This is a genomic window from Acidovorax sp. GW823-FHT01C06 (genome assembly GCF_058798375.1).
In genome coordinates this window covers 59,086-79,636 of the sequence record NZ_JBXAKN010000003.1, presented here as the reverse complement: position 1 = coordinate 79,636, position 20,551 = coordinate 59,086, and the positions used below count along the sequence as shown (strand labels likewise).

17 protein-coding genes are annotated in these 20,551 nt (G+C 64.6%); 3 read left to right on the top strand and 14 right to left on the bottom strand.

All coding sequences use genetic code 11. The features are described 5' to 3' along the window. Positions 1-47 precede the first annotated feature (47 nt). The 7 genes from AC1RCS_RS08530 to AC1RCS_RS08500 form a co-directional block, all read right to left on the bottom strand. Complete coding sequence (locus tag AC1RCS_RS08530) at positions 48-581, bottom strand: response regulator (RefSeq protein ID WP_218295004.1); 534 nt, start codon at positions 579-581, stop codon at positions 48-50. Between the two features lie 16 nt (positions 582-597). Continuing rightward, complete coding sequence (gene nosR / locus AC1RCS_RS08525; RefSeq protein ID WP_492245968.1) at positions 598-1,935, bottom strand: response regulator c-di-GMP phosphodiesterase, NosR family; 1,338 nt, start codon at positions 1,933-1,935, stop codon at positions 598-600. Between the two features lie 3 nt (positions 1,936-1,938). Further along, positions 1,939-2,856, bottom strand: coding sequence for an ATP-binding protein (locus tag AC1RCS_RS08520; protein ID WP_218295315.1), 918 nt, complete (start codon positions 2,854-2,856; stop codon positions 1,939-1,941). A gap of 50 nt (positions 2,857-2,906) precedes the next feature. Next, a complete protein-coding gene (locus tag AC1RCS_RS08515; protein ID WP_218295003.1) occupies positions 2,907-3,749 on the bottom strand; it encodes an HDOD domain-containing protein in 843 nt (280 codons plus the stop codon). Further along, the gene (locus AC1RCS_RS08510) at positions 3,746-4,075 is read right to left on the bottom strand and encodes a hypothetical protein (protein WP_218338568.1); all 330 of its coding nucleotides are present in this window, start codon (positions 4,073-4,075) and stop codon (positions 3,746-3,748) included. Before AC1RCS_RS08510 ends, AC1RCS_RS08515 begins: the two co-directional genes overlap by 4 nt. Before the next feature lie 15 nt (positions 4,076-4,090). Continuing rightward, positions 4,091-7,021 carry an EAL domain-containing protein gene (locus tag AC1RCS_RS08505; RefSeq protein ID WP_492245969.1) on the bottom strand — a complete coding sequence of 977 codons (2,931 nt, stop codon included), beginning with the start codon at positions 7,019-7,021 and terminating at the stop codon, positions 4,091-4,093. 362 nt (positions 7,022-7,383) lie between these two features. Continuing rightward, complete coding sequence (locus AC1RCS_RS08500; protein WP_218295000.1) at positions 7,384-7,728, bottom strand: ArsR/SmtB family transcription factor; 345 nt, start codon at positions 7,726-7,728, stop codon at positions 7,384-7,386. A 279-nt stretch (positions 7,729-8,007) separates the two neighbouring features. On the opposite strand from AC1RCS_RS08500, the gene AC1RCS_RS08495 reads away from it, so the two are divergent. Genes AC1RCS_RS08495 through AC1RCS_RS08485 form a run of 3 tightly spaced genes read left to right on the top strand, consistent with a single transcriptional unit; the run spans position 8,008 to position 12,824 of the window. Continuing rightward, positions 8,008-8,538, top strand: coding sequence for a putative pterin-binding protein (locus AC1RCS_RS08495; RefSeq protein ID WP_492245970.1), 531 nt, complete (start codon positions 8,008-8,010; stop codon positions 8,536-8,538). A gap of 31 nt (positions 8,539-8,569) precedes the next feature. Continuing rightward, a complete protein-coding gene (locus AC1RCS_RS08490; protein WP_492245971.1) occupies positions 8,570-11,644 on the top strand; it encodes a hybrid sensor histidine kinase/response regulator in 3,075 nt (1,024 codons plus the stop codon). Continuing rightward, positions 11,637-12,824 (top strand): response regulator, encoded by a 1,188-nt coding sequence (locus AC1RCS_RS08485; protein ID WP_218294998.1) that lies wholly within the window; start codon positions 11,637-11,639, stop codon positions 12,822-12,824. The genes AC1RCS_RS08490 and AC1RCS_RS08485 overlap by 8 nt, the downstream gene beginning before the upstream one ends. Here the strand turns inward: AC1RCS_RS08485 and bioB are convergent. From bioB to AC1RCS_RS08450, 7 genes are all read right to left on the bottom strand, one after another. Beyond that, positions 12,821-13,912, bottom strand: coding sequence for a biotin synthase BioB (gene bioB / locus AC1RCS_RS08480; RefSeq protein WP_492245972.1), 1,092 nt, complete (start codon positions 13,910-13,912; stop codon positions 12,821-12,823). The genes AC1RCS_RS08485 and bioB overlap by 4 nt on opposite strands. A 409-nt stretch (positions 13,913-14,321) precedes the next feature. After that, positions 14,322-14,792 (bottom strand): VOC family protein, encoded by a 471-nt coding sequence (locus AC1RCS_RS08475; protein ID WP_492245973.1) that lies wholly within the window; start codon positions 14,790-14,792, stop codon positions 14,322-14,324. Between the two features lie 158 nt (positions 14,793-14,950). Next, entirely contained in the window at positions 14,951-16,999 is a 2,049-nt protein-coding gene (locus AC1RCS_RS08470; protein ID WP_492245974.1) for an acetyl-CoA carboxylase biotin carboxylase subunit, read from the bottom strand. Between the two features lie 23 nt (positions 17,000-17,022). Beyond that, complete coding sequence (locus AC1RCS_RS08465; RefSeq protein ID WP_218294994.1) at positions 17,023-17,478, bottom strand: PH domain-containing protein; 456 nt, start codon at positions 17,476-17,478, stop codon at positions 17,023-17,025. 22 nt (positions 17,479-17,500) lie between these two features. Beyond that, positions 17,501-19,033, bottom strand: coding sequence for an acyl-CoA carboxylase subunit beta (locus AC1RCS_RS08460; protein WP_492245975.1), 1,533 nt, complete (start codon positions 19,031-19,033; stop codon positions 17,501-17,503). A 37-nt stretch (positions 19,034-19,070) separates the two neighbouring features. Then, positions 19,071-20,087 (bottom strand): methylmalonyl Co-A mutase-associated GTPase MeaB, encoded by a 1,017-nt coding sequence (gene meaB, locus AC1RCS_RS08455; RefSeq protein WP_218294993.1) that lies wholly within the window; start codon positions 20,085-20,087, stop codon positions 19,071-19,073. Continuing rightward, entirely contained in the window at positions 20,084-20,512 is a 429-nt protein-coding gene (locus AC1RCS_RS08450; RefSeq protein ID WP_218294992.1) for a GNAT family N-acetyltransferase, read from the bottom strand. The genes meaB and AC1RCS_RS08450 overlap by 4 nt, the downstream gene beginning before the upstream one ends. Positions 20,513-20,551 lie beyond the last annotated feature (39 nt).

The window sequence follows — 20,551 nt, the reverse complement described above, 5'->3', positions numbered from 1 at the left end:
AACCGCCCCGGGGATTTTGAAGGCCCAGGGCTGTGGGGCCGCGGTCCTTAGCTGTCCGGCCCCAGGACTTCTCCATTCGGCCCCCATGTCACATGGGTCAGTCCCGGCTCCAGAGCCTCCAATCGGCGGCGTTCCAGTTCCGTGGCGCTGAGTTGGCCAAACTCGTGACGCCCGACATCGGCCAGATCGTTCTCGTGGCGAAGCTGATCGGCCCGCTCCAGGGCCGAGCGCACATGCCCGAGAAGGTCTTTCTCATCCCAAGGTTTCAGCAGGTAGCGGAAGACTTCCGCATCATTGACCGCCCGCATCAGGTTTTCCGAATCTGACGATGCGCTCAGCACCATCCGCACCGCCCTGGGCTGAATGGTCCGCACGAGGCTCAGAAACTCCACGCCGGTCATCAGGGGCATCCGGTAGTCCGAAATCACCACATCGAAAACGGCCTCTCTCAGCTTGGCCAATGCCACTTCCGGTTCCACCGTTTCTTCAATGCGCAGATCAGCCCCGAGTCCCGCTCGCAGGCTCCGCTTTATCGCCGCCAGGACATGGGGCTCGTCATCCAGTAGGAGAATTCTCTGCATGCCTGAGTCCTTCGTATTACGGTTTGATCGGCAGGATCATTTCAATACCGTCCCGTCCCTCGCGCAACCTCAGCCGCTTGATCAGCTCGGCCGTCAGCACGTGGTCCGCCGCGAGCAGCACGGCGCCTTCGGTGGACAGGAGGTCCCGCGCCAAGATCATTCCCGGCCGCAGCTGTACGGTGCGCAACATGCGCGGGGGCGTTTCCGCGCCGGGCGCAGCCTTCAGCAGCATTTGCAGGAAGACATCGACGACTTCGGGGTGGAACTGGGTCCCCCTGCCCCGCGCGATCATCGACCTGGCATCCGCGGCATTCAAGGGCGTGGAGCTGAGGTGGCCGATTTGCAGGTCGTCATACGTGTCCGCCACGGCGAGAATGCACGCGCCCATGGGAATCATCTCCCCCACCAGGCCATCCGGATAGCCCAGGCCGTCGTGCCGCTCATGGTGGCTTCGGATGATGTTGGCCACCGCCTGCATGTCGTCAAGCGCCATGAGCGCCTGCTCCCCGAGCACGGCGTGACGGCGGTACTGGACGGTTTCTTCCTCGGATAGCTTGGGAACAGGCCGGGCCAGCAGGGTATCGGGCAAGGCGATCTGGCCGATGTCGTGCATCAAGCCGGCGATGAACGCGTCCTGCTGGTCCGCCTCGCTCATGTTCATGGCGCGCGCGGTGCGGCGGGCCAGGTCCGCCACGCGCCGTGAATGGCCGGAGAGCTGCCCTCCCCTCCACTCCATCAGGTTGGAGAACACCTTGATGGAAGTGAGGTAGTTTTTCTTGATCTTCTGGCTCAGCTGGAGCAACTCACTGGTGCGCGCAGCAACCTTTTCCTCCAGGGTCTCATTGAGCTCCATCAATGCCTGGTTCTTGGACCTGAGAAGGGCCTCCAGGCGGTCCTTTTCATGCTCCAGGGCATGGCGCTCGAACACCTGGTGGGCCGTCGCAAGCACTTCCCCGTCATCCCAGGGCTTGGTGATGTACCGATAGACTTCACCGCTGTTGATGGCCGCGATGGTGGATCCGATGTCCGCGTACCCCGTCAACAGGATTCGCGTCGTTCGGGGCCAGCGCTGGCGCACCTGCTCCAGCAACTGGGCGCCGCTCATTCCTGGCATCCGCATGTCGGAGAAGATCAGGTCCACGGGTTCCTGCTCCATCTGGGCAATCGCCTCGGCACCGCTGGTGGCGGTCGTTACCTGGTATCCACTGCCCCGGAACAGGCGCTTGAGCGAAGCCACGATGTTGGGCTCGTCGTCCACGCACAGAATTCGCCAGACGCGTGCATCCTCCTGCGGTTGGCCGACCTCCGGAGACAAGGTCGGAAGAGCGGCCGTGAGGTCGATATCGGCGTTCACCCCTTACGCCTCCGCTGCGTGGCGTATCGGCAGCGTGACGCGAAAGCGCGTCCCGACACCCGGTTCGCTGAAGACATCGATGCTTCCCAGGTGCTTCTTGACGATTCCGTACGAAAGCGAAAGGCCCAGCCCGGTGCCCTTGCCGACCGCCTTGGTGGTGAAGAACGGATCGAAGATGCGCCCCAGATTCTCCTTGGCGATGCCCTCGCCCGTGTCCTGGATCTCCACCCACACCCGTGAGTCGTCGGCGCCGGTGAGGATGGTGATGGTGCCCCTGTCCGCCTGAATGGCATGGGCGGCATTGACCAGGAGGTTCATGAAGACCTGGTTGAGTTCGGAGGGGAGGCATTCGATGTCGGGAAGCTCCCCATATGCCTTGACAACGTCCGCCTTGTATTTGATTTCGTTGTTGACGATGTTCAGGGTGGAATCGATGCCGTGGTGCAGATCGGCCAGCACCCACTTCTGGGAGGTGTCTACCCTCGAGAAGTCCTTGAGGTTCTGAACGATGTTGCGCACGCGGGTAATGCCGTCTTTCGATTCCGCCATCAAGGAGGGAATGTCTTCCTTCAGGAAATCCAGTTCTATTTTTTCGCGCAATGCCTTGAGGCGCACCGCCACCGGGGTATCACCGAGCGCAGACTCCGCCTCTTCATAGGCCGCGAGCATCTGGAACAGGTCGCTCAGATAGCGCTCCAGGGTGCCGAAATTGGAGAATATGAATCCAATGGGGTTGTTGATTTCGTGGGCGACACCCGCGGCCAGCTGCCCGATGGATGCCATCCTTTCCGACTGCATCAGCTTGTCCTGCGCATCCGAGAGCTTTGCATTGAGCTGCGTCAACTCTTCGTTGGATCGCAGCAGCTCCTTGACCCTGTCTTCCGTGGTGTCAGGGGACGACACTGCCGACGGCGTGTCCATGGTGCTTTCGCGAAGTAGTGGGTCGTGAGAATTCATGTAGGGCACCTCTTTCAGGCCAGGAGTGCGTGGCAGACAACCTCATGCTGCTCTGCCACCGCATCGAAAACTGCCATGTAGTCACCGTCGGCCAGTGCCAGTCTGCCCCAGGCATCCAGGGCCAGCAAGGGCACCATATCGTTTTCCTTGTGAGAAAGATCCAGGCCGTGCGCAATGTTGTCGGCGACATGCACGAGGTCCGTCAGGCACAGGCCGCTGGCAGGCGGCGGGCGGTGGTGGCATGAAATGGCCGCAACAATCTCCGGCGCAAAATGCCAATGCTCCGCGATCACCCCGCCGACCTCGGCATGGTCAACACCAAAATAGTGGCGCTCCGCGGCATGCATCAGGCAATCGTGTTCCAGCTGGTAAGCAATGGCCTGGGCATACTCGTCCTCGTAGGAGCTCACGAGCACCAGCCGCCCAATGTCATGCACCAGCCCCAGGGTGAACGCCGCATCCTCGTCCAATCGCGTGCGCTGCGCCAAGGCTCTGGCGGTGAGTGCCGTGCCGATCGCATGGCGCCAGAACGCATCAAAGTCGAACCCTTGGCAGCGGGAGTTCGCAAAACCGCCCACCAATCCCGCGGCCGTGGCCACGCTGCGCAGGGTGCGAAGCCCGAGAATCGCGGTGGCCTCTGCGATGGAGGTGACCTGGCGAGGAAGGCCATAGAAGGAAGAGTTCGCCAGCCGAAGCGTCTTGGCGGCGATGGCCTGGTCGTGCGATATCTTCACGGCCAGCTGTTCGGCGGAAACATGGCTGTCCCCAAAGGACTGGATCAGTTCCAGCACCACCGCGGGCAGCGCCGGCAGCTCATGGACACTGCGCAATATGGCATCTGCGGTGAGCTGCTTCATGGTGTCTCCGCGGAGCGATATCGCAGGATCAGATGAAACAGCGGATTGAGCTGGCCGGCTCGCATGGCAGGCCGGAACAGATGCAGCAGGCGTTTTTCCGTATGCGCCTGCTGTGTGGCTGGATCCAGCTTGTCGACAATGCCCGAAACACCTTCCGGCGGATTGACGAAGACGGTGTCGATTCCCCGCTGCTGCAGGCTGTTCAGGATCCCGCGCGTGATGGGCGTCCCCGCCGGGAGCAGAAGCTGTCCGTGCGCGTCCAGCACCGGCTGGGCCAGGAGCATCCCCTCCGGGGTCCATTCAATCGAGGTGGAAAGAGCTTGCATGGGAGTCCGTAGGTGTCAGGCCGCGCTGCTGGGAACCAGGACCAGCAGCCGCCCCCGTGAATGATTTTCCCCTCCCACCGATCTGCACACCACGCGAAACGCCCCGCCGGCAACCTGGACATCGTGGTAGCTCTGGTCCGCGAAATGCCATACCTTGCGAAGATCCTCCGGCAGGACCTGCTCCGCGTCCTGCCCGAGCAAAGCCGCCGTGGTGCCAAACAGCGCTTCGGCATCCGCGTTCACAAACGCCACCATGCCTTCCAGGTCGATCCCGATGACGGCGGCCGGAATATTGTCCAGCACCTCCCGCGCAACGCTCAGGCTACTCTCTTCACGGTGGATCTGCTCCCGCTGGTTCGCCAGCAGCTGTTGCAGGCGGTCATTGACCGCGCTGAGCTCCTCATTGGCACTGAGCACCGCATTGGCCAGGCGCCGATTCTCATCCGCCATCTCCTTCTGGGAGAACGCTTCCGCGACGTGGCTGCGAAGCCTCTCGTCATCCCAGGGCTTGGTGAGGAACTTGTAGATGGCCCCTTCATTGATGGCATCCGTGATGGATTGCAGTTCGGTATAGCCGGACAGAACCATGCGGATGGTGTCGGGATACAGCTCCTTGGCCCGGCGCAGAAACTCCACCCCCGTCATGCCGGGCATGCGCTGATCCGAAACGATCACGTCCACCGAATTCTCGGCCATCCGCTGCAAGCCCTGCGCGCCGCTGTTGGCGGTCACGATGTGATAGCCATCGCGGCGCAACAACCTGCGCAGCGCCGAAACGATGCTGTCCTCGTCATCGACCAGCAGCAGCGTGCGCCGGTGGGTGCGGCGCAGCAGCAGGTGCTCCGGCAGCGCCTGGCTTTTGCTCAGCAACGCGCTCATGTCGTCGGCGCAGACGGGTCCGCTGAAGTAGAAACCCTGCATCTGGTCGCAGCGGTTGGCGATGAGCAGCGCCAGCTGGCCTTCGGTTTCCACGCCTTCCGCCAACACCTTCATCTGCAGACTGTGCGCCATGTTGATGATGGCGCGCGTGATGGACACGTCCTGCGATGCCGCCGTGACGTCGTGGACGAACGAACGGTCCACCTTCACGACATCGATGGGCAGTGTGCGCAGGTAGCTCAGGCTGGAATAGCCCGTCCCGAAATCATCGAGCGAGATCTCGATGCCCAGCGCCTTCAGGTCGCCCAGAATCCGCGCGATGCGCGTGCTTTCGCCCATCAGGGCGCCTTCGGTAATCTCCAGTCCCAGCAGCCGGGGATCAAGGCCGGTTTCAATGAGCACCTTTTGTATCCGCTGGACCAGATCAGGCTGCTGGAGCTGGCGGGCCGAGAGGTTGACGGCAATCCGGAAGCTGGCGTGCCCGGCACGCTGCCACTCCAGCGCCTGGCGGCAGGCAGCGCGAAGCACCCATTCGCCGATGGGCACGATAAGGCCGGTTTCCTCGGCGACGCGTATATAGCTGGACCTGGGTATCAGGGTGCCGTCCGGGGAGTTCCACTCCAGGAAGGCCTCGGCGCCAATGACGGTTCCACTGACCAGTTCCAGCTTGGGCTGATAGTGCAGATCAAGCTCATTGCGCTCCAGGGCCCGGCGCAGCCCGGACTCCATGGCGAGCCTGGAGATGGCCTTGGAGTGCATGCCGGAGCTGAACACGCAGATCTGGTTCTTGCCCAGTTCATGGGCACGGTACATGGCCGCCTGAGCCTGCTGAAGCAGCTTTTCCGGGTCCTCGCCGTGCGCCGGGTACAGGGATATTCCGATGTCGCACGTCACCTTGATTTCGTTGTCGCCAATCGCGACGGGCAGCGACAGCGCATCCACCAGCGAGGCCGCGACGGTGCGCGCCAACTGCTCGTCCACATTGCCCTCGCGCGCCAGCACCAGCGAAAACTCGCCACTGCCAAAGTGCGCCAGCAGGTCATCCTCGAACGCCTGGGGTTGCAGCCGCGTTCCCACCTCCATGAGCAGTTGGTCCCCTGCCGCGTAGCCCAGCGATTCACTCACGAGCTTGAGCCGGTCGATCTCCACGCTCAGGACGGCAATCTGCCGCCCTTCCCGCGCCGCCTCGCGCATCCTCGTATCAAGATACTCCGTCAACGCGCTGCGGTTGGGCAATCCGGTCACTTCATCCGTGTTCGCAAGCTTGTCCAGCCGCTGCTCCGCCGCGCGCTGCAGCGTGATGTCCTGCAGGAGCGTGACCGTCCTGACCACCCGGCCCTCGTCGTCGGCGTCGGCCAGCACGCGGTGCAGCACCGTGCGCAAACTGCCGTCCGAATGAACGATGCGGTGCTGGAACTCGCAGACATCGTCAGGTGACACGCCTTCGCTGATCGCCTGCACATACGGCCGTTCCACAGCGGGAACCCGGGCCAGCAGCCAGTCCTTTCCGGCCGGAGCGTCCGTCTGGGGGATTCCGAAGATGGCGTGCATGCCGGACGACAGGGTGACGGTGCCTGACACCAGATCCATCTCGGCGGAGCCGATGCGGGCGAGTTCCTCGGCATTGCTGAACAACTGAGCGCGTTGCTGCGCGTAGCGGGTCGCCGTTCGAATGGCGCTGACATCGTGCAGCGTGACCAGATCCGCCGCTTCCTCCCCCAGAAAGATCCGCACGCCCCATACCTGGGCATTGAACTTCTCGCCATTCTTTCGCAGGCATTCGATCTCATAGGCTTTGCCGGGGACTCCGGCGACCCGCGCATTGGCCTGCTCGCGCACCATGTCCCGGTGCTCTGGCGCGCACAGCAGCATGGGATCCATGCTTTCCAGCATTTCCTCCTTGGTGTAGCCGAAAAGCTCCACGAGCTTGGGGTTCACGAAGAGGAATCTGCCCTTGCGAATCACAAATACGGCCGCTTGCACCTGCTCCACCAGCCGCTGGTAGTCGGCATCGGACAGATGAACCTCCGTGTCGAAGGGGGTGCCTTCGACTGTGTGGGTACTCATTGCAGAAAGCCTTTGCCGCCGGGGAAAGGGACGCAACCGAGTTCGTTCAACGGCGTCGGGTATTTGCGACTCAAAGGGGGACCCTCGACTCTGAAATTGGCCATGCGTTGCGAAGAATGAAGCAAGGCCGGCCGTGAGCCGGATGCCTCCTCATTGATCAGTGCCCAAGGGCCGCAATAGCCCGCTGCGGCGCACAAGGCTTGCTGGCAACTTTACCCATCTCGTTGCCGCTTGTCACGATATTGCGATCAATGCACCACGAGGGTATTCCCAGCAACGCGAAGGCGCTTTGCGCGGAGAATATGCGCCGGTGCCGCGGCCCCTTGCACGCCATTTTTTGCGCCGGACGCGGTAGGCGCCCGTCAACCCGGCGGGATGGAGGGAGCCCCTGGCGGGGCGGCGCAGAATTGCTCGAACAGCACGTCCAAGACCGCCAGGGCCTGCGGACTGGCGATCTCATAGTAGATGTGTTTCCCTTCCCGGCGCGTGTTCACCAGGCGTTCTTCGCGCAGTACGCCCAGTTGCTGGGACAGGGTCGGCTGGGAAACGCCCACCAGTGCTTCCAGCTCCCCCACCCTTTTCTCGCCTTGCGTGAGCTGGCACAGGAGGAGAAGGCGGTCGGGGTTGGACAGCACTTTCATCAGGCGGCAGGCAGCGTCGGAAGCGCGGCGAAGTCGGTCGAGGTCGCTCGCGGTGTCGATGGGCATGGTCATCGCTGTGGTTTCGATTCAGGTGTCATGGGTTGCGAGGGAACAAGTCTGCGCCAGCGCAGGACATCATCGCCGGCCCGGGTTTCCGCAGCGCCTTCGGATTTTGATGCTTCAGAGCGCGCCTTCAGCCCGGCAGCCTCGCGGGCGGCGGGTGCAGCGCGTGCCGCGGCCGCCCAAAAACGATACCCCTCACACTGAAACAACAGGCACCGGCCACAAATCAGTTTACATTTTGAGCGACGGTCTGTAAGACTGTTGCAAAAAAAGGGGGTCGACATGCTCTCCAGGTTTTCGGCGGCACGTTGCGTTGCCTGCTGGGTGAAAGTGGCGGTTCTGGTCGGACTCGCGCTGGCAGGGCCCGCGACCCATGCGCTGGACAAGCCCACGGGTCCCGTGGTCCTCACCATCGAGGGGGCGATCAGCCAGGCGAACAACGGTTCGCAGGCCCAGTTCGACATGGCGATGCTGGAAAAGCTGCCCCAGCACAGCTTCTCCACCCAGACGCCGTGGTATCCCAGCGCGGTCTCCTTCACCGGCCCGCTCCTGCGGGATGTCCTGGCGGCGGTCGGGGCGAAGGGGACGAGCATCACGGCCGTGGCGCTGAACGACTACAAGACGGAGATTCCCGTGGATGACGCCACGCGCCACGACGTGATCATCGCCCGCCTCATGAACAACCGCCCCATGCGCGTGCGCGAGAAAGGCCCGCTTTTCATCATCTACCCGTTCGATACCAAGGCGGAATTGCGCAGCGAGCTGTACTACAACCGCGCGGCCTGGCAGCTGAACGTGCTGCGCATCCGCTAGCGTCTGGGCCCTTGATCCCCAGCACCACGCCATGCTGCGCAGCAAACACCTTCTGCGGCTGATCATTGCGGGCCTGGTGGTGGCGTATGTGGCGATCGCCGGCGTGCAGTACCACCAGTACCGCAGCGTGGAAGCGGTCATGCGCCGGGGTGACGTCAACGCGCTGTGGTCGTTCCTGCAGCTCAGTGTCGAATACGAGAAGCTCGACCACGCGCTGCACCAGTTCGAGATCGATCCCGCCAGCATGCCCCCCGACCGCCTGGAGCTGCGCTACGACCTGTTCCTGAGCCGTTTCAGCGCACTGGAGAGCGGTACCGCCCGCACCCTGATGCAGGGAGAGCCCATCTACGGCAACGCCCTCGACGCATTGCAGAACTTTGTCGCCGCGGGAGACAGCCATTTTGGACAGAGTGTCGACGCGGCCTCCCGCCACGCGAACATGAAGCTCTTGCGGGTGGAGCTGAACAGGCTTCGCGACATCATCCAGGAACTGTCGCTGCAGGCATCGCGCATCTCGGCCCTGCTGGGCGACCGGCGCAATGCGGAAGTGAAGCGCCAGACACTGCTGACCACCGGGTTGACGGCATTCCAGGCCATCCTGACCTTCCTGCTCGCGTTCGCGATGGCCCGGCAGTTTCTCAAGCGCGAAAAGGCCAGATCCCTCGCCCTCGCAGCACAAGACGAACTGGTGGACGCCCTCAGGCGCAACGAGGAGGCGCTGGAAGCCCGCGTGGCCCAGCGCACGGAGCAGCTGCAGCAGGTCAACGCGGCATTGCGGGAACACGAAGATGAACTGGTGGTGGCCCAGGCCAAGGCCGAGGATGCATCGCGCATGAAATCCGACTTCCTGGCCAACATGAGCCATGAGATCCGCACGCCCATGAACGCCGTGATCGGCATGAGCCATCTGGCCCTGGGAACGGAGCTGACCGCACGCCAGCGCGACTACATCGAGAAGATCCAGCGGTCGGGCCAGCACCTGCTGGGCCTGATCAACGACATCCTGGATTTCAGCAAGATCGAGGCGGGCAAGCTCGAGGTCGAGGTGGTGGATTTCGACCTGCATGGCGTGCTCGACAACGTGGCCAACCTGCTGAGCGACAAATGCGCCGCCAAGGGCCTGGAGCTGATGTTCGATGTGGACTCGCACCTGCCCGCCGACCTGCGGGGAGATCCGCTGCGGCTGGGGCAGATCCTCGTCAACTACGCCAACAATGCGGTCAAGTTCACGGACGAGGGCGAGATCATCGTGCGGGTCCGCGAGGCGGCGCGGGATGCCCAGGGCGTGCTGCTGCGCTTCGAGGTGCAGGACACCGGCATTGGCCTCACCGAGGAACAGCAATCAAGGCTGTTTCGCTCTTTCGAGCAGGCCGACACTTCCACCACGCGAAAGTACGGCGGTACCGGGCTGGGGCTGGCCATCTCCAAGAAGCTGGCCGGCCTGATGGGCGGGGACGTGGGGGTGCAAAGCCTGCCCGGCCGGGGGAGCACGTTCTGGTTCACGGCGCGGCTCGGCCTGGGAGACTCCACCCAGCGCCCGCTGCTGCCGGAGCCCGACCTGCGTGGGCGCCGGGTGCTGGTGGTGGACGACAGCGAACAGGCGCGGCAGATCCTCGCGGAGCTGCTGTCCAGCATGAGTTTTTCGGTGACGCTCGCCAGCTCAGGGGCCCAGGCCGTGGAACTGGCACGCGCCGCCGGCGAGGCTGGGCGGCCCTGTGAAATCGCCTTTCTCGACTGGAAAATGCCCGGCATGGACGGGTTCGAAACCGCCCGCCAGCTCGCACGGCTGCCCCACCCTCCCCGCCCCGTCATCGTCACCGCGCATGGCCGCGACGATGTGCTGGACGAACTCACCCGCACGGGCGTCGGGCTGATGCTGACCAAGCCGGTGAACCCATCACAGCTGTTCGATGCCGCCATGCGGGCATTGGGCGGAACACAACGGGTGGACGAAGCGCGGCGCCTGCCGCCCCCGGCGCGGGGCGCAGGCCTGGACTCGATCCGGGGTGCGCGCGTGCTGCTGGTGGATGACAACGACCTGAACCAGCAGGTGGGCCGCGAACTGCTGGCCAGTGCCGGGCTGGTGGTGGATGCGGCCGCCAACGGCCAGGAAGCGCTCGACATGCTGGCCCGCGGCGCCTACGACATCGTGCTCATGGACATGCAGATGCCGGTGATGGACGGCCTCACGGCCACCCGCCGGCTGCGTGAGAACCCAGCCTGGGCGCGCCTGCCCGTGCTGGCGATGACGGCCAACGCAATGAGTGGCGACCGCGAACAGTGCCTGAACGCCGGCATGAACGGCCACATCGCCAAGCCCATCGACCCGGAGGCCCTGTTTGCCGCGCTGCGGCAGTGGATTGCACTGCCCCACACGGGGGGCACCGGCGATGCAGCGCTTGCAGCGCGGCCCACGGCGGATGCGCCCGCCGCGGCAATGGCGCCGGCAGCCGACCCCCTGGCACACATCGAAGGCCTCCATACGGCCGCCGGGTTGCGGCGGGTGCTGGGCAAACGCGCCGCCTACGAAAGCCTGCTGCGCAAGTTCGTGGTCGGCCAGGCCCACGCCGTGCCGGAGACGCGCGCCCATCTGGCGGAAGGCCAGCCGCAGGCGGCTCGGCGCGCCATGCACACGCTGAAAGGCTCGGCAGGCACCATTGGCGCGGTGGGCCTGGCCGAACTGGCGCATGCCGCGGAACAGGCCATCGCTCAGAACGCGCAGGCCGGCCCCCTGGAGGCCCTGCTGCAGCCGGTGGAAGCTGCCTGCCAGGCGCTGGTGACGGCCCTGCAGGAAGCCCTGCCTCCCGAGCCCGACGCCGCCACCAGCGCGGCCGCCGCGCCCCCTGGGTCACCACACGCGCTCATGGATGCGGCGCACGCCCGCGACCTCCTGGCACGCCTGGACGCCTTGCTGGCGGACAGCGACTCGGAAGCCGTGGAGCTGTTCAGGGACTCCGGCCCCAGCCTGCAGGCCCGGCTGGGGCCCGCCGCCTATGCCGACATGAAGCGGCTGCTGGAGAACTATCTCTTCGCCGACGCACTCGCGGTGCTGCGCCAGGCGTGGATTCCCGACGCACGACACACGGAGGACCCAGTTCATGAATAGTCCATTGGAATCAAGCGGCGGCAAATGCACGGTGCTGGTGGTGGATGACACGCCCGGCAATCTCTCCTTGATGAGCGACCTCCTGCGGCCGGACTACAAGGTCAAGCTGGCCCCCAGCGGCGAGCGCGCGCTGCAGATCGTGGCGGCCGAAAAACCCGACCTGATCCTGCTGGACATCATGATGCCGGACATGGACGGCTACGAGGTGCTGCGGCGCCTGCAGTTCAACCCCGACACCGAGGCCATTCCGGTGATTTTCCTCACGGCCATGAGCGCCACCGACGACGAGACGGTGGGACTGGAGCTGGGCGCCGTGGACTACATCACCAAGCCCGTCAACCCCGCCATCACCATGGCCCGGGTGCGCAACCATCTGCAGCTCAAGCGCGCGCGGGACCTGCTGGCCCACCACAACCACTTTCTGGAGCAGGAGGTGGCCAACCGCACGCGTGCCCTGGCCGAACTGCAGGACGCCACCATCCGTGCCATGGCATCGCTGGCGGAAACGCGCGACAACGAGACAGGCAACCACATCCGGCGCACGCAACACTATGTGGAAGCGCTGGCCCGCAAGCTGCAAAACCACCCGCGCTTTCGCGATGAGCTCACGGAGGATGCCATCGAGGTGATCTTCAAGTCCGCCCCCCTGCACGACATCGGCAAGGTGGGCATACCCGACCGCATCCTGCTCAAGCCGGGCAAGCTCACGCCCGAAGAATTCGAGATCATGAAGACCCACACCACGCTGGGGCGCGACGCCATCGTGGCGGCCGAAAGCGAAACCACGCAGGACAACCCCTTCTTCCGCTACGCCAAGGAGATCGCCTACAGCCACCAGGAAAAGTGGGACGGCTCAGGCTATCCCGAGGGGCTGGTGGGCAACACCATTCCCCTGTCGGCACGGCTGATGGCGGTGGCCGACGTGTATGACGCGCTCATCTCCGAGCGGGTCTACAAGCCCGCCTACTCCCACGAGCACGCGGTCGAGATCATCCGCGACGGCCGGGGCAGCCACTTCGATCCCGACATGGTGGACGCCTTCCTGTCGCTCTCCGAGGAGTTCCGGCGCATTGCCCAGCGTTTCGCCGACGGAGAGCACGCGCTGCAGGCCCAGATCGACCGCATGGCCAGCGACCTGACCGAGGAAGACCGCCTGGTGCCAGGCGGCCAGGGCGCCTAGCCGCAGATGCCCTCTTCATGCGGGTGGTGGCAAGGAGATTGCACGCTGCCACCGTCCTCCTGCGCTGCCATCGCCGCCGTCCGGTGGCCGTCCAGTCCCAGCTTGGCGAGCAGCCGCACGTCGGCATCCACATCCGGGTTGCCCGTCACCAGCAGCTTGTCGCCATAGAAGATCGAATTGGCCCCGGCCAGGAAACACAGTGCCTGCACGGCTTCGCCCATCTGCTGGCGCCCCGCGGACAGGCGCACGCGGGCCTTGGGCATGGTGATGCGGGCGACGGCGATCATGCGCACGAAGTCCAGCGGGTCGATGGGCTCGCTGTCGGCCAGCGGCGTGCCCGGCACGCGAACCAGGCTGTTGATGGGCACGGACTCGGGGTACGGGCTGAGGTTGGCCAGCTGCGCGATGAGCCCCGCGCGGTGCACGGGCGCCTCGCCCATGCCCACGATGCCGCCGCAGCACACGCTGATGCCCGCGCTGCGCACGTGCTGCAGGGTGTCGAGCCGATCCTGGTAGGCGCGGGTGCTGACCACGTCGGTGTAGTACTCGGGCGCGGTGTCGAGGTTGTGGTTGTAGTAGTCCAGGCCCGCATCCTTGAGCGCCTGCGCCTGGTGCGATTCGAGCATGCCCAGCGTGGCGCAGGTCTGCAGGCCCAGGCCCTTCACGGCGCCGATCAGGGCGCTGACCTTCTCGATGTCCCGGTCCTTCGGGGCGCGCCATGCCGCACCCATGCAGAACCGCGTGGCGCCGGCGTCCTTCGCGGCCTGGGCAGCCCGCACCACCTCGTCCACCTCCATCAGCTTGTCGGCCTTCACACCGGTGTCGAACTCGGCGGCCTGCGGGCAGTAGCCACAGTTCTCGGGGCAGCCTCCGGTCTTCACCGACAGCAGCGTGGCCAGTTCGATGTCTCCCTCGGGCCAGTGCTGGCGATGCACCGTCTGCGCTTCGAAAAGAAGGTCCATCAGCGGCCTGTCGAGCAGCGCCTGGATGGCGTCCACGCTCCAGGGGCCTTGCGGCGCTGGCGGCGCGGGCCGGCGATGCAGCTGAACGGTCTGGGTGGCCGCGGTGGCGGAGGTCATGGAAGTCATGGCGATCGGTTCCCTTCAAGTCATCTGCTCCATGGCGGCACGGGGTCGCCATCGGCAGGGGTTACACAGCGCGCGCGGCCTGGGCCAGGAGGTGGTCCGGCCGGTGCGCGGCGACGTGGGCGGATTCTGGAGGAGAAAAAGGCACAAACGCACGCCGAAGGGTCACAAAAAGTGCCAACAAAAGTACGTCGCCAACAGCCCCCAAGTCCTTGTTTTTTTGTGTGCAGAACACGGGATTTTCAGCGCATTTGACGGCAGGTTGGCGCGTGGTGGAACGCGACCATCGCGATGCAACCGCAACGCGGCGCTATCTGTGCCCATCTGCCGCCCCGCGTGGCCCAGGGGCGCCTGACGATGGGCGACGTTGGCGCATGCCGTCGCCCCCGCACCATCGGCAGCCAGCCGTTGTTCAGCCCAGCGCCGCGATCACCTCGGCCGGCGCCTGCACCAGCTCGATCAGAACGCCTTCGCCAGCGATCGGAAACTCGTCGTTGCTCTTGGGGTGCAGGAAGGTGATGTCATAGCCCGCAGCGCCCTTGCGGATGCCGCCGGGCGCAAAGCGCACGCCTTTGGCAGTGAGCCATTCGACCGCCATGGGCAGGTCGTCGATCCACAGGCCGATGTGGTTGAGCGGCGTGGTGTGCACGGCGGGCTTCTTGTCGATGTCCAGCGGCTGCATGATGTCCACCTCCACCTTCCAGGCGCCCCGCCCCATCGCGAGGATGTCTTCATCCACGTTCTCGCGCTCGCTCTGGAACGTGCCCGTCTGCGTGAGGCCCAGCATGTCCACCCACAGAGTCTTCATGCGTGCCTTGTCCGTGCCGCCGATGGCGACCTGCTGAATACCCAGGACTTTGAAGGGCCGGTCTTTTGCCGTCATGATTTGCTCCTTGATTGATAGCTATCGACGCAGTTTGTATTCGTGGAGGGCGCAGCTCGAGCGCGGCACCTCCCCTCCCGAGCAGCACACGCAAGACCACGGTCATCGCGGTGTGTGGCCAGGCCAGCGTGTTGCGCGGACCGGGGCGCTCGGCGGCATCACTGGAACTCAATGATCACGTCGTCCACCGCCAGCGACTCGCCCTTGCCCGCCACCACCTTGCCCACTACGCCATCCTGCGCGGCAAAGAGGATGTTCTCCATCTTCATGGCCTCGATCACGGCCAGTTTTTCACCGGCCTGCACCTTCTGGCCGGGCTGCACCGCCACATCCACCAGCAGGCCGGGCATGGGCGAAAGCAGGAACCTGGACAGGTCCGGCGGCGCCTTGAAGGGCATCAGCTTGTGCAAGCGTGCACCGAGGGGTGACAGCACGAGCGCATCGATCTGCGTGCCGTTGTGCGCGATGCGCAGGGCCAGCGGGTTCTTGCCCACGCCGCGCTCCACCCGCGCGGTAAACCCGGCGCCATTGCACTGGCCTTGCACCCGGATCTGGCCCAGCGTGGCGGCGCTGCTGATCTGGTAGCTCTTGCCGTCCACGGCCACCACGCTGGAGCCCGACTTGTCCTGGAAGTCGGTGACCGAGACCGCATGGTGCTCGTTCTGCCCCTCGGCCCCCAGCGTGACCACCACGAACTGCTCGCCCACCTTCACCTCGTGCCCTGCCAGCTGGCCGCTGATGCCCGAGGCGCGCGCACGGTAGCGGCGGTTCATGAAAGCGGCCAGCGCCACCAGGAACAGCGGGTCCTCGTGTGGCACGTCCTCGGAGTGGAAGCCCTTGCCGTAATGTTCGGCGATGAAGCCGGTGTTGAACTCGCCGGTCACGAATTTAGGGTGGGCCAGCAGGGCCGCCTGGAACGGAATGTTGCTGCTGATGCCCCGGATCACGAAGCCGTTGAGCGCCGCGCGCATCTTGGCGATCGCATGGTCGCGGTCGGTGCCGTGCACGATGAGCTTGGCGATCATCGAGTCGTAGTACATCGGGATCTCGCCGCCCTCATACACCCCTGTGTCCACGCGCACGCCCAGCTTCTTGTCGGTGTCGCCCTGGAACATGCTCTGCTCCGGCGGCTGAAAACGCACCAGGCGGCCGGTCGATGGCAGGAAGTTGCGGAACGGGTCCTCGGCGTTGATGCGGCACTCGATGGCCCAGCCGTCGCGCTTCACGTCGGCTTGCGCGAGCGGCAGCTTCTCGCCTGCGGCCACGCGGATCATCAGCTCCACCAGGTCCAGGCCGGTGATGCATTCCGTCACCGGGTGCTCCACCTGCAGGCGGGTGTTCATTTCGAGGAAGTAGAAGTCCTGGTCCTTGCCGACCACGAACTCCACCGTGCCCGCGCTCTGGTACTTGACCGCCTTGGCCAGCTGCACCGCCTGCTCGCCCATGGCCTTGCGGGTAGCATCGCTGATGAAGGGCGACGGCGCCTCTTCAATCACCTTCTGGTGGCGCCGCTGGATGGAGCATTCGCGCTCGTTCAGGTAGATCACGTTGCCGTGGCTGTCGCCCAGCACCTGGATCTCAATGTGGCGCGGCTCCTGCACGAACTTCTCGATGAAGATGCGGTCGTCGCCAAAGCTGTTGCGGGCTTCGTTCTGGCAGCTGGTGAAGCCTTCAAACGCTTCCTTGTCGTTGAACGCCACGCGCAGGCCCTTTCCGCCGCCCCCGGCCGAGGCCTTGATCATCACGGGGTAGCCGATGCCCTTGGCGATTTCCACCGCCTGCTCGGGGCCGCTGATGGCGTCGTTGTAGCCCGGGATGGTGTTGACCTTGGCCTCGTTGGCCAGCTTCTTGGAGGCGATCTTGTCGCCCATGGCCGCGATCGAATGCGCCTTGGGGCCGATGAAGGCAATGCCTTCGTCCTCGCAGCGCTTGGCGAAGGCTTCGTTCTCCGACAGGAAGCCGTAGCCGGGGTGCACGGCTTGCGCGCCGGTCTGCTTGCAGGCGGCAATGATCTTGTCGGCCAGCAGGTACGACTCGCGCGAGGGCGCGGCGCCGATGTGCACGGCCTCGTCGGCCAGCTTGACGTGGCGCGCTTCCTTGTCGGCGTCGGAGTAGACGGCGACGGTGGCGATGCCCATTTTCTTGGCCGTTGCAATCACTCGGCAGGCAATTTCGCCACGGTTGGCGATCAGGATTTTGGTGAACATAACAAGTTCCTCAAAAGGAAATTTCAAAAACCAGTAACTAGGACGGAAGGACAGCGCTGAAGTAACGTGTCAATGAAGCGCTGCTTTTCACGCGGCGACACCAAAACGCTTCGACCCGCTCCATAGCGAATGCATAAGCGGTCCAGCGACAGGGCGGGCGAGGAAATCCAACTGCGCGATGGCGAGACCTCGCATACATCGCCCAAGGCTATGCGCCAGCGGAACGGACCACTGCGAACCAGCAACTCCTCAGCCGTGAATGTGTAGTTGGTGTCAAGCGCCACCCACGCCGGCAGTACCAGCGCAAAGGCCAAGATGACCGCCACCAGCGCAAGCACCGGTGGCGTGGCGCCCGAATTCAGCACCAACGGCCCAGTAAGCCCTGCTACTGCGGTTATCGCCGTCAACGCAGCGAGCGGGCCGATGGCGACAAGCCATGAGTCCACTCTGGAGGGGAAGAACGCGCGGGTCTGTGCCATTTGCCTGCTGCCGATGCCCTGCTTACAGCGGGATGTTCCCATGCTTGCGCCATGGGTTTTCCAGCTTCTTGTCGCGCAGCATGACCAGCGACCGGCAGATGCGCTTGCGTGTCTCGTGCGGCAGGATCACGTCGTCGATAAAGCCACGTGCGCCGGCCACAAACGGGTTGGCAAAACGCTGTTTGTATTCCGCCTCGCGTGCGGCCAGCTTCACGGGGTCGTTCTTGTCTTCGCGGAAGATGATTTCCACGGCACCCTTGGCGCCCATCACCGCGATCTCGGCGTTGGGCCAGGCCAGGTTCACGTCGCCGCGCAGGTGCTTGGAGCTCATCACGTCGTACGCACCGCCGTAGGCCTTGCGGGTGATGACGGTGATCTTGGGTACGGTGCACTCGGCATACGCGTACAGCAGCTTGGCGCCATGCTTGATGATACCGCCGTATTCCTGGCTGGTACCGGGCATGAAGCCGGGCACGTCCACAAACGTGACCACGGGGATATTGAAAGCGTCACAGAACCGCACAAAACGCGCGGCCTTGATGGAGCTCTTGATGTCCAGGCAGCCCGCCAGCACCAGCGGCTGGTTGGCCACGATGCCCACGGTCTGGCCTTCCATGCGGGCGAAGCCGATCAGGATGTTCTTGGCGTACTCGGGCTGCAGCTCGAAGAAATCCCCGTCGTCCACGGTCTTGAGGATCAGCTCCTTCATGTCGTAGGGCTTGTTGGGGTTCTCGGGCACCAGCGTGTCCAGGCTCCGGTCCATGCGCTCGGCCGGGTCGTTGCTGGGGCGCACCGGGGCTTTTTCACGGTTGTTGAGCGGCAGGTAGTTGTACAGGCGGCGCAGCATCATCAGCGCCTCCACGTCGTTCTCGAACGCCATGTCGGCCACACCGCTCTTGGTGGTGTGCGTCACGGCACCGCCCAGTTCCTCGGCCGTCACTTCTTCGTGCGTCACGGTCTTCACGACTTCGGGGCCGGTGACGAACATGTACGAGCTGTCCTTGACCATGAAGATGAAGTCCGTCATGGCGGGCGAGTACACGGCGCCGCCGGCGCTCGGGCCCATGATCATGCTGATCTGAGGAATCACGCCGCTGGCGAGCACGTTCTTCTGGAACACGTCGGCATAGCCACCGAGGGACGCCACACCTTCCTGGATGCGCGCGCCGCCCGAGTCGTTGAGGCCGATGACCGGTGCGCCGACCTTCATGGCCTGGTCCATCACCTTGCAGATCTTTTCGGCGTGGGTTTCGCTCAAAGCACCGCCGAACACCGTGAAGTCCTGGCTGAACACGAACACCAGGCGGCCATTGATCATGCCGTAGCCCGTCACCACACCGTCGCCGGGGATCTTGTTGTCCTCCATGCCGAAGTCGGTGCAGCGGTGCTCGACGAACATGTCCCATTCCTCGAACGTGCCGTCGTCCAGCAGCAGCTCGATGCGCTCGCGCGCCGTGAGCTTGCCCTTGGCGTGCTGCGCATCGATGCGCTTTTGCCCGCCGCCCAGGCGTGCCAGCGCACGCTTTTTCTCCAGTTGATCCAGGATGTCTTGCATGGTCGTCCTTTGGTGAATTCGGTGGTTTGTTTACTATTTATTTGATAGCTGCTTGCGCTGTACTGGATTGCGCCAGCAGCAGATTTCGTGCTGCAGTCGATGCCGCGATGCGCCCGGCGGCCACATCGGCCTGCATCTGGGGCAGCAGCTCCCTGACCTGCGGGTGCTGGCGAAACGCGAGCTTGAGGCCCGCGTCGATGCGCTCCCACATCCAGGCGAGCGATTGTTTTTCGCGCCGCGCTGCCAGGCGGCCGTTGGTGGACTGCATGTCGCGAAACAGCGCCACGGTGGTCCAGAAAGCATCCACCCCCTGCCCCAGCAGAGCGCTGATCTGCAGCACGCGCGGTTGCCACAGCGCGCCGTGCGTCGCGTGGTCAGGGTTGCCGTGCATGCCGAGCAGGCGCAGGCTGGAGGTGATCTGCGCCTCGGCGCGCGTGGCGGCGTTCTTGTCGATGTCTGCCTTGTTGATGACCACCAGGTCGGCAATCTCCATCACGCCCTTCTTGATGGCCTGCAGGTCGTCGCCCGCGTTGGGCAGTTGCATGAGCACGAACATGTCCGTCATGCCCGCCACCGCGATCTCGCTCTGGCCCACGCCCACGGTTTCGACGATGACCACGTCGTAGCCCGCGGCCTCGCAGACCAGCATGGCCTCGCGCGTCTTCTCTGCCACGCCGCCCAGCGTGCCGCTGGAGGGGCTGGGGCGGATGTAGGCCTTCTCGTGCACCGACAGGTGTTCCATGCGCGTCTTGTCACCCAGGATGGAACCGCCCGAGACGGTGCTGGACGGGTCGATGGTGAGCACGGCCACGCGGTGGCCCTGGCCGATCAGGTACAGGCCGAGCGCTTCGATGAAGGTGGACTTGCCCACGCCGGGCACGCCGCTGATACCCAGGCGAAACGCCTTGCCGGTATGGGGCAGCAGCTGCGTGAGCAATTCATCCGCCTGGGCGCGGTGGTCCGCCCGCGTCGATTCGAGCAGGGTGATGGCCTTGGACATCGCGCGGCGCTGCGTGGGGCCGGGCTGGCCAAGCACACCTGGATAGAGGTTCATGGCGACATCCTCGCGGCGGCCTTCTCGAATGCGGGGCTCCACCGGTACTCCAGGTCGAACTCCTGCTCCTCCACCAGTTGAAAGCCATTGCGCACGTAAAAGCGGTTGGCGCCACTGCCGCGCAAGGCGCCCAGGGTGATGTCCTGGCCCAGCGCCCTGCCCTGTGCCTTGGCCCACTCCAGGGCCCACGCCCCGGCGCCCCGGCCCTGGCGACCGGGTCGGACGTACAGGTGGTGCAGCCTCATGCGTGCGGGGTCCGCATACGGGAGCAGCGTGAGGTAACCAATGCGCTCGTCACCTGCCACGATGTGCCGCATATAGGCCGGCACAAAGGCATCGCGAAGCCTTTCCCGCACCCGCACGGGGTCAAAGCGTCCCAATCGCTCCAGGCTTTCGCGCATGGCCTCTGCACGCAGGTCGGCCATGGACTCAAAGTCTGCTTGCGCAACGCTTTCAAAGCCAAA